This window comes from Roseospira navarrensis (assembly GCF_009601025.1).
GTDB lineage: Bacteria > Pseudomonadota > Alphaproteobacteria > Rhodospirillales > Rhodospirillaceae > Rhodospira > Rhodospira navarrensis.
Genome location: NZ_WIVE01000107.1, coordinates 1 through 7,592 on the forward strand (window position 1 = coordinate 1; position 7,592 = coordinate 7,592).

At 70.9% G+C, this 7,592-nt stretch carries 7 protein-coding genes; 5 read left to right on the forward strand and 2 right to left on the reverse strand.

All coding sequences use genetic code 11. The annotated features are described in order from the left end of the window. Positions 1-152 precede the first annotated feature (152 nt). From GHC57_RS18330 to ccmB, 4 genes are all read left to right on the forward strand, one after another. Positions 153-2,255 (forward strand): sensor histidine kinase, encoded by a 2,103-nt coding sequence (locus GHC57_RS18330; RefSeq protein WP_153346989.1) that lies wholly within the window; start codon positions 153-155, stop codon positions 2,253-2,255. A gap of 274 nt (positions 2,256-2,529) precedes the next feature. Further along, on the forward strand, positions 2,530-3,072 hold the full coding sequence (locus GHC57_RS18335; protein WP_153346991.1) for a hypothetical protein: 543 nt from the start codon (positions 2,530-2,532) through the stop codon (positions 3,070-3,072). A 51-nt stretch (positions 3,073-3,123) separates the two neighbouring features. Continuing rightward, positions 3,124-3,870: a heme ABC exporter ATP-binding protein CcmA gene (ccmA, locus tag GHC57_RS18340; protein WP_153346993.1), complete on the forward strand. Its 747-nt coding sequence runs from the start codon at positions 3,124-3,126 to the stop codon at positions 3,868-3,870. After that, entirely contained in the window at positions 3,867-4,535 is a 669-nt protein-coding gene (gene ccmB / locus GHC57_RS18345; protein ID WP_153346995.1) for a heme exporter protein CcmB, read from the forward strand. Before ccmA ends, ccmB begins: the two co-directional genes overlap by 4 nt. A gap of 9 nt (positions 4,536-4,544) precedes the next feature. Here ccmB and GHC57_RS18350 read toward each other — a convergent pair whose 3' ends face one another. After that, positions 4,545-5,189, reverse strand: a complete 645-nt coding sequence (locus GHC57_RS18350; RefSeq protein ID WP_211369246.1) for a nucleoside deaminase — start codon at positions 5,187-5,189, stop codon at positions 4,545-4,547. A gap of 150 nt (positions 5,190-5,339) precedes the next feature. Here GHC57_RS18350 and GHC57_RS18355 point away from each other — a divergent pair, with 150 nt between their 5' ends. Then, positions 5,340-5,894, forward strand: coding sequence for a hypothetical protein (locus GHC57_RS18355; protein ID WP_153346999.1), 555 nt, complete (start codon positions 5,340-5,342; stop codon positions 5,892-5,894). Between the two features lie 18 nt (positions 5,895-5,912). Here the strand turns inward: GHC57_RS18355 and GHC57_RS18360 are convergent, their stop codons facing one another. Continuing rightward, positions 5,913-7,067 carry an HD-GYP domain-containing protein gene (locus GHC57_RS18360; protein ID WP_153347002.1) on the reverse strand — a complete coding sequence of 385 codons (1,155 nt, stop codon included), beginning with the start codon at positions 7,065-7,067 and terminating at the stop codon, positions 5,913-5,915. Positions 7,068-7,592 lie beyond the last annotated feature (525 nt).

Consider the following 7,592-nt stretch of genomic DNA (forward strand, 5'->3'; position numbering starts at 1 on the left):
GCGCAAAGCCGAACAAACACAGAACACCGTTACCCATGTTGCCGGTCAATAGTGTTACCCATGTTCCCGGTTGCTCAGCTCGAAGCGGGATGCCAGAGGGGCCCTTCCGGTCCCCCGGAAATCCGCGATGAACCGAAAAGGGGGGAGGTGAGATGGGAGACCAGGGGCACCACACGGGACCTGGCGGCGGGGGCGCGGCCCGGGTGGACGATGGCCCACCGCTGCGGGGCGATGTCACCGTCTTCCTGATCCTGGCGGCTCTGGGCGCCGCGGCCAGCTTCGTCAGCCTCAACATTCCAGAGACCCCGCTCTATCTGGATACCCGCATGGCCTTCGGCCTGATGGGGTTCGCCCTGCTGCGGCGCTGGTGGCTGGCGCTGCTGCTGGCCCTGGTGCTGTCGGTCAGCGGATTTCACACGCTGCCGCTGGGCATCGTCGTCCCCACGAACCTGCTGTACCTGCTGCCCGCGCTGGCGGCGACCCGCGTGGTCTACGGGCGCGGGCTGCGCCATGTCCGGTCGCTCGCGCTGTTCGGGTTGGGCTGGGCGCTCTGGGTGCTGGCCTGCTATCAGATCATCCACGGCCCGGCCATCGCCGTCGCCTACGCCCTGCTCGACGCTCGCCCCGTGGCGGCGGCCGTCATCGACTCCGCCCGCGTCCAACCGTTCCTGGCCGAATCCCTGCTCGTGGCCCTGATCTCCACATCCGGCCTGCTGGTGCTGCGCGGCCGGGCCGAGATCGCGCGGCACCGGCATGAACTGGCCGTGACGCTGGAGTCGATCGGGGATGCGGTGATCGCCACCGACCTGCGCGGCCGGGTGACCCGCCTGAACGGCGAGGCCGCCCGCCTGACCGCCTGGGACAGTGCCGAGGCCCTGGGGCGCCCGCTGTCCGAGATCCTGACCCTGGTCAACGCCCGCACCGGCGCGCCGGTGGAGTCGCCGGTCGCCACCGTGCTGCGCGAGCAACGGACCGTGGATCTGGCGAACCACACCGCGCTGATCCCGCGCGTGGGGCCGGTTCGCCAGATCGCCGACAGCGCCGCCCCGATCCGCGACACGGATGGCCGCATGCTGGGCGTGGTCATGGTCTTGCGCGACGTCACCGAGGCGTACGCCCGCCGCGAGGCCCTGGCCCACCGCCAACGCCAGCTCGATCTGGCCCTGGACGCCGCCGGCATGGGCATCTGGGACTGGGACATCCAGAGCAATACGCTGGACTGGCTGGGGCATCAGGCGTCCCTGTTCGGCCTGCGGCCCGAGGACTTCGACGGCCGTCTGGAGTCCACCCAAGCGCTGGTTCATCCCGACGACTGGGAGGCCACCATCGCCGGCGCCCTGGCCACCTCGCGCGACGGGGCCCCCTACGACCAGACCTTCCGCTCGGTCTGGCCCGACGGCTCCGTCCACTGGCTGCGGGCCGTCGCCAAGCTGATCCGCGACGCCGAGGGCCGGCCGTGGCGGGTGATCGGCACCACCGAGGACATCACCGAGCGCAAGGCGGCGGAAGAACGCCTGCACGCCACCGTGGACGCGCTCAGCCACTCCAACACGGAACTGGAGCGCTTCGCCTACGTCGCCTCGCACGATCTGCAGGAGCCCATCCGCAGCATGGTGGCCTATTCCCAGCTTCTGGGGCAGCGCTACGGCGATCGCCTGGACGACGACGCCCAGGCCTTCCTGGAGTTCATCATCGACGGCGCCAAGCGCATGCAGGCGCTGGTCCTGGACCTGCTGGAGTACTCCCGGGTTCAGGCGGGCGGGCTGCCGTTCACCACCGTGGACATGGGCGGGGTGGTCCGTGCCGCCTGCGACAATCTGGCCAACGCGATCCGATGCAGCGCCGCCCGGGTCGAGGTGGGCGCACTGCCGGATGTGCTCGGCGACCAGTCGCAGATCGTGTCTCTGGTGCAGAACCTGATCGGCAACGCGATCAAGTTCCACAAGCCGGGCGAGCCGCCCCAGGTCTCCCTGTCGGGATGGCGGCACGGCGCATGGGTGACGCTGGCGGTCGAGGACCAGGGCATCGGCATCGCGCCGGAAGACCGGGCGCGCATCTTCGAGATCTTCAAGCGCCTGCACACCCGCCAGGACTACCCCGGCACCGGCGTCGGCCTGAGCATCGCCAAGCGCATCGCGGAACGGCACGGCGGCACGATCACCGTGGACAGCCAACCGGGCGAGGGCACACGGTTCACCGTCACCCTGCCGGGGGCGTCGGACGAGTCCCAGGGTGACGGGTTCACGTTAACATGACGGCCTGTTCCGCGCTGTCGGAGCGGGCCTCTCGAGATCCCTCGTCTCGCTTCGCCCGCTCGGGATGACACACTGAAATGACAGGATGTCATCCTGAAGCCACGAAGCGGCTGAAGGATCTCGAGCGCAGGTCTCCCACCCCCTGCAAAGACCTGGAAGAGCGATCCCGTTACCCTGAGACCGTCGCCCTGGGACGAGTCGTGATCCCCTATCCCGGGACCGCGCCGCGCGCTATCCTGCCGAATGATCCTCGGCCACACCCGGGAGTCCCGCCATGTCGGACCCGTCTGTCGGCAAGCGCATCCTGGACGGTCTCGCCAACGCGACACCCGAAGACTGGGCGCGCGCCTGGGAACGGGCGCGCCGCCAGGAGGTGTCCCGCGAGGATGGGATGCGGCGCCGCATCCTGGCGCACCAGACCCGGCGGGAGGGCCAGTCCGACGCCCCCGAAACCCATCTCTGCACGCCGGACCAGATCGCCGCGCCCCGCGACCTGGGCCGCGACGCCGGTTGGGCGTTCCACATCGGCCGCTGCCGCTGCGGCCGGGTCCATCTGGTGGCCCGTCGGGTGACGGCGGCCGATGGCGGCCCCGGGGACGGCCGCTGGTACATGGGCCGGTTCGAGGCCGAGGCCATGGCCCACGCCTTCGACCCCCGCACCATCCGCCGGATGCTCGGCCGGCACGAGCGCATTCTGCGCGGTGGCCCGGATGCGGACGGCCCGCCCGTCTGGATCGAGCACGACCCGGTCGGTGGTCCGGACGGCCCCTGTGCCGACGACCTGGGCGGTAATGACGGGAGCACAGGGCCGACGTAGACCAGGGCCCCCACCTTCCCTTCCCGGGCCGGGTCGCGTATGGTCCCGGCCATGATTTCCGATGCCGCCCCCGCCTCTTCCGCTCCCGCCCCGGATCCCGCCGCCCGTTTCGAGGGGCGCGGCCTGCTGTGCATCCGGGGCGAACGCATCGTGTTCGGCGACCTCGATCTGTCCATGGCCCCGGGCGAGGCGCTGCTGCTGCTGGGGCCGAACGGGTCGGGCAAGTCCTCCCTGCTGCGCCTGATGGCCGGGCTGCTGCGCCCGGCCATGGGAGACCTGCACTGGCATGACGGCCCCGTCTCCGCCGATCCGGAGCGTCACCACGCCCGCACCCGCTACGTGGGCCACACCGACGCGGTCAAGCCGGTGCTGTCGGCGCGCGAGAACCTCGCCTTCTGGGCCCGGGTCTGCGCCGGCCCGGACGAGAGCGCCGAGACCCTGGCCGCCCGGGTGGACGCGGCCCTGAACCGCTTCGCGCTGGGCCATCTGGCCCGGGTGCCGGGGCGGATGCTGTCCGCCGGGCAGAAGCGGCGGCTCAATCTGGCCCGGCTGCTGGCCGCCCCCGCGCCGCTGTGGCTGATGGACGAGCCCACCACGGCGCTCGACGTGGGCTCGATCGCGGTCCTGGAAGAGGTGATGGCCGAGCACCGCGCCGGTGGCGGCATGATCGCGCTGTCCACCCACCAGGGCGTCACTCTGCCGGGCGCGCGGGTGCTGAACCTGGACGACTACGCCGTGGATGCGGTGGACGCCTGGGGGCTGCACGTCGCCGCCCATCCCGAGGAGATCGCGCCATGACCGAGGCCGTGCTCGCCGTGCTGCGCCGCGACCTGCGGCTGGCCCTGCGCCAGGGCGCCGACAGCCTGATGGTGGTGGCGTTCTTCGTCATCACCGTGGCGCTGTTCCCGTTCGGCGTCGGCCCCGAACCCGTGGTGCTGGAGCGCATCAGCGCCGGCGTGGTCTGGGTCACCGCCCTGCTGGCCGCCATGCTGTCGCTCGACCGGCTGTTCCAGACCGACTACGAGGACGGCAGCCTGGACCTGCTGACCCTGACGCCCACGCCCGCCATGGCCATCGTGATCGGCAAGGTGGCGGCGCACTGGCTGACCACCGGGCTGCCGCTGATCGTGGCCTCGCCGGTGCTGGCGCTGCTGCTGCACATGCGGCCCGAGGGCTACGGCGTGCTGGTGGCCGCCATGGCGCTGGGCACGCCGACGCTCAGCCTGATCGGCGCGGTCGGCGCGGCCCTGGTGCTGGGCGCGCGGCGGGGCGGCGTGCTGCTCTCCCTGCTGGTGCTGCCGCTGTACATCCCGGTGCTGGTGTTCGGGGTCTCGGCCGTGGACGCCGCCGTGATGGGGTTGGGCTTCACCGCGCAGCTCATGATCCTGGGCGCCATGCTGCTGGGCGGGCTGGTGCTGTGCCCCTGGGCCGCGAGCGCGGCCCTGCGTCAGGCGGTGGAGTAGGCCCCCCCGTCAATACCGCACGGCGTCCCCTTCGGCCCACAGCCGGAACGCCTCCAGCGATCCCGGCGTGTCGGCGCGGCGGATGACCATGCCCGCGCGCTCGCGGTACGGCCGGGCCACGGCCGCGTGCAGGTCGGCGTCCTGGAAGTCCACCCCATCGGCGGCGGCATCGAAGCGGGTGGCGGCGAACACCAGCACGGGAATGCGCGCCCAGGCGATGGCGCCATAGCACATGGGGCACGGCTCGGTGCTGGCGTAGAGCACACAGTGAGAGGTCGGCCCCGGCTGCGGCAGGCGGGCCGTCCCGGCCTCGATCCGGTCCAGGTGGAACACACCCAGGTCGCGGGCCACCGCCCGCACGGCGCAGACCTCGGCATGGGCCGTGGGGTCGAAGGACTCGGTCACGCGGTTGCGCTCGACCCAATGCCGGATGACGGTTCCGCTGGCGTCGTCCACCTGCACCACGACGGCCCCGAACGGACCGCCGCCGGCCCGCACGGACGCGACGGCCTCGGCGCAGGCGAGGCGGATCCACGGGTCGTCCTCGGACTCGATGCCCGCATAGGGGCCGGCCCGCGCCCCCTCCGGACGCAGCGGCGGCGGCCCGGGGTAGGGCTTGTCGGACGCGGGCGGCTTGGCGTGCGGATCGGTCACGGCGATACCTTCCGGTGGACTGGACAATCCCGGCACGGTAACCGGGATGGTGGCGGATTCAAGGCCGCAGCCTGCCGCGCCCCTGCCATGAAGGCGGGTGACCATGGCCGATCGTTCCCGCGCGTGATCCCGGACAGGAGACCCCTTGCCATGACTCGTCGTTCCGCCCGCCGCTTGACAACCGGGCTGTTGGGCCTCGCCCTGGCCGCTCCGCTCCTGCTGCCGCCGACCGCCCCGGCGACCGCCGAACCGCCCGCCCATGCCCAGGGCCGGGGCAAGGACAAGGGCGGGCCGCCCGGCAAACACGGCGGCGGCGACGGCGGCGGAACCTCGGGCGGGAGCGGCGGCGCCGTGCTGTCCGATCCCGGCACCGCCGCGACCGCGCTGGGGGCCGCCGTGCTGGCGGACCTGCTGTTCAGCGACGAGGACCGGCGCATCATCCATCAGTACTTCCAGCCGTACCGCACCGGCGGCCAGTCGCTGCCGCCCGGCCTTGCCAAGCGCGGCGGATCGCTGCCGCCGGGTCTGGCGAAGCGCGGCGGCGCCCTGCCGCCGGGGCTGCAGCGCGAGCCGCTGCCCGACGACCTGCTGTCGCGGCTGCCGACGATCCGCGACGGCTATCGCCGCGTCATCGTGGACGACGACGTGGTGTTGATCCACATCGCCAGCGGCGTGATCGCGGACATCATCCGGGATGTTTTTTGAGCCTGAACGGGCGCGCGGCTACACCGCGTCCAGCAGCGACGCCGTGTCCAGCAGGATGTCGCGCAGCATGCCGACCAGATGCTGGTCCAGGTGGCCCTTCATGTCCGCCATGATGACCAGGGCGGTTTCGGGCGGCACCGGGTCCTTGTAGACGCGCTGGTCGGTCAACGCCCCGAACACATCCACCACCGCCGCCATGCGCGTCAGTTCGTTCAGCGCGCCGGCGCGCAGGCCATGGGGATAGCCGGTGCCGTCCAGCTTCTCGTGGTGCTGCTCGGCGATGGCCACCACGCTGCGCGGCACGCCGGGAATGCACTGCAGCAGTTCCACGGACCGATTGACGTGCTCCTTCATCACGACCCACTCGTCCGGGTCCAGCTTGCCCGGCTTGTTCAGGATCTCGCGCGGCACCACGGTCTTGCCGATGTCGTGCAGCAGACCGCCCGAGGCCAGGGTCATCAGGTCGGCGTTCTTCAGCCCGTATTCGTGCCCGAAGTGGGACAGGAAGGTGGCGACCCGGATGGAGTGGACATAGGAATAGTTGTCGTGCCCCTTCACGCCCTGAAGAAGCGCGCCGAAATTGCGGTGGCGCACGGCCTCCACCAGCGGCGCGCAGGTCATGCGGACCATCTCGTACGGGATCTCCTCGCCCTCGATCAGGCGGGTGGGGATCTCGTTGAACAGGGTCACGGTCTTCTGCAGCGCCTGGCGCTGGGGCTCGGGCAGGTTGGCCCAGTTGCGCTCGACCTTGCGGGCCATGACCCTGCCGACCGCTTCGTTCAGAGCGGCCTGACCATAGGGCTTCATCAGCACCGACAGGCCCTTGTCGCGCAGGAAGGCGCAGAAGTCCGAGGACGACTCCGACTCGGTCCCGAACAGGGGGATGTCGGCCCAGGACGGCTCGGCCAGCAGGGCCTCGACGGCCGCGATCCCGCCGGCCGGGCCGGCGGCGGCGTCGATGATGATGGCGTCGGGTCGGGCCGTGGGGTCCGACCGCATCAGCTTCTCGTGGTCGGGATAGCTGGCGACGTCATACACCCGATAGAGCGCGTCGCGGGTCTGCATGCGGCCGACCACGGAGCGATCGACGATGGCCACCCGCCGCTTGGGCAGCATGGGCGGCGCATCACGCCCCGCCGCGACCTGTCTGCCCTGGGTTTCCGAAGCCGCCATGTCACTGTTCCACCGACGCCAGAGAGGATGAGTGGCGGCGCGACCGACCGCGCCGCCCGGTCACGGACGACAACGGTCATCGTCAGAGGCCGTTGGTATCACGGGCCGCAATCCCCTACCAAAGTCGGGCCCGTTCCACAATTCCTGAGCCCTTGCAAAATGAAGCCACCAGGACGTCAATTTAGGTCAAGGTTTTTACAGTAATGGGTTGGGCCATTTTGAGTCAACGAAGCGGTCGCGCGGTTCAGGGCTCCGAACCCGGATGACCGTTCTGTGACACGGATGGGGTCGCACCCGCCTCACGAGGTCCTTCGGTCGCCCCCGGCGACGCTTCGCGTCGCGGCAAAGGAGCACGACCATCGGAAGTTGATCGCGGGGCCCCCCTCAGGATTGTCTGTTTGATTTGTGGCATTGTGGAGATGCCGGGTTGCGGGGCCCCGGGTGGCCACCCGGGGCCCCGCACCGGATCGTGTGATCGTCTCAGGATGGGGTCTTTGCCCGTTGTCATCGTGATCCGCGATCCGG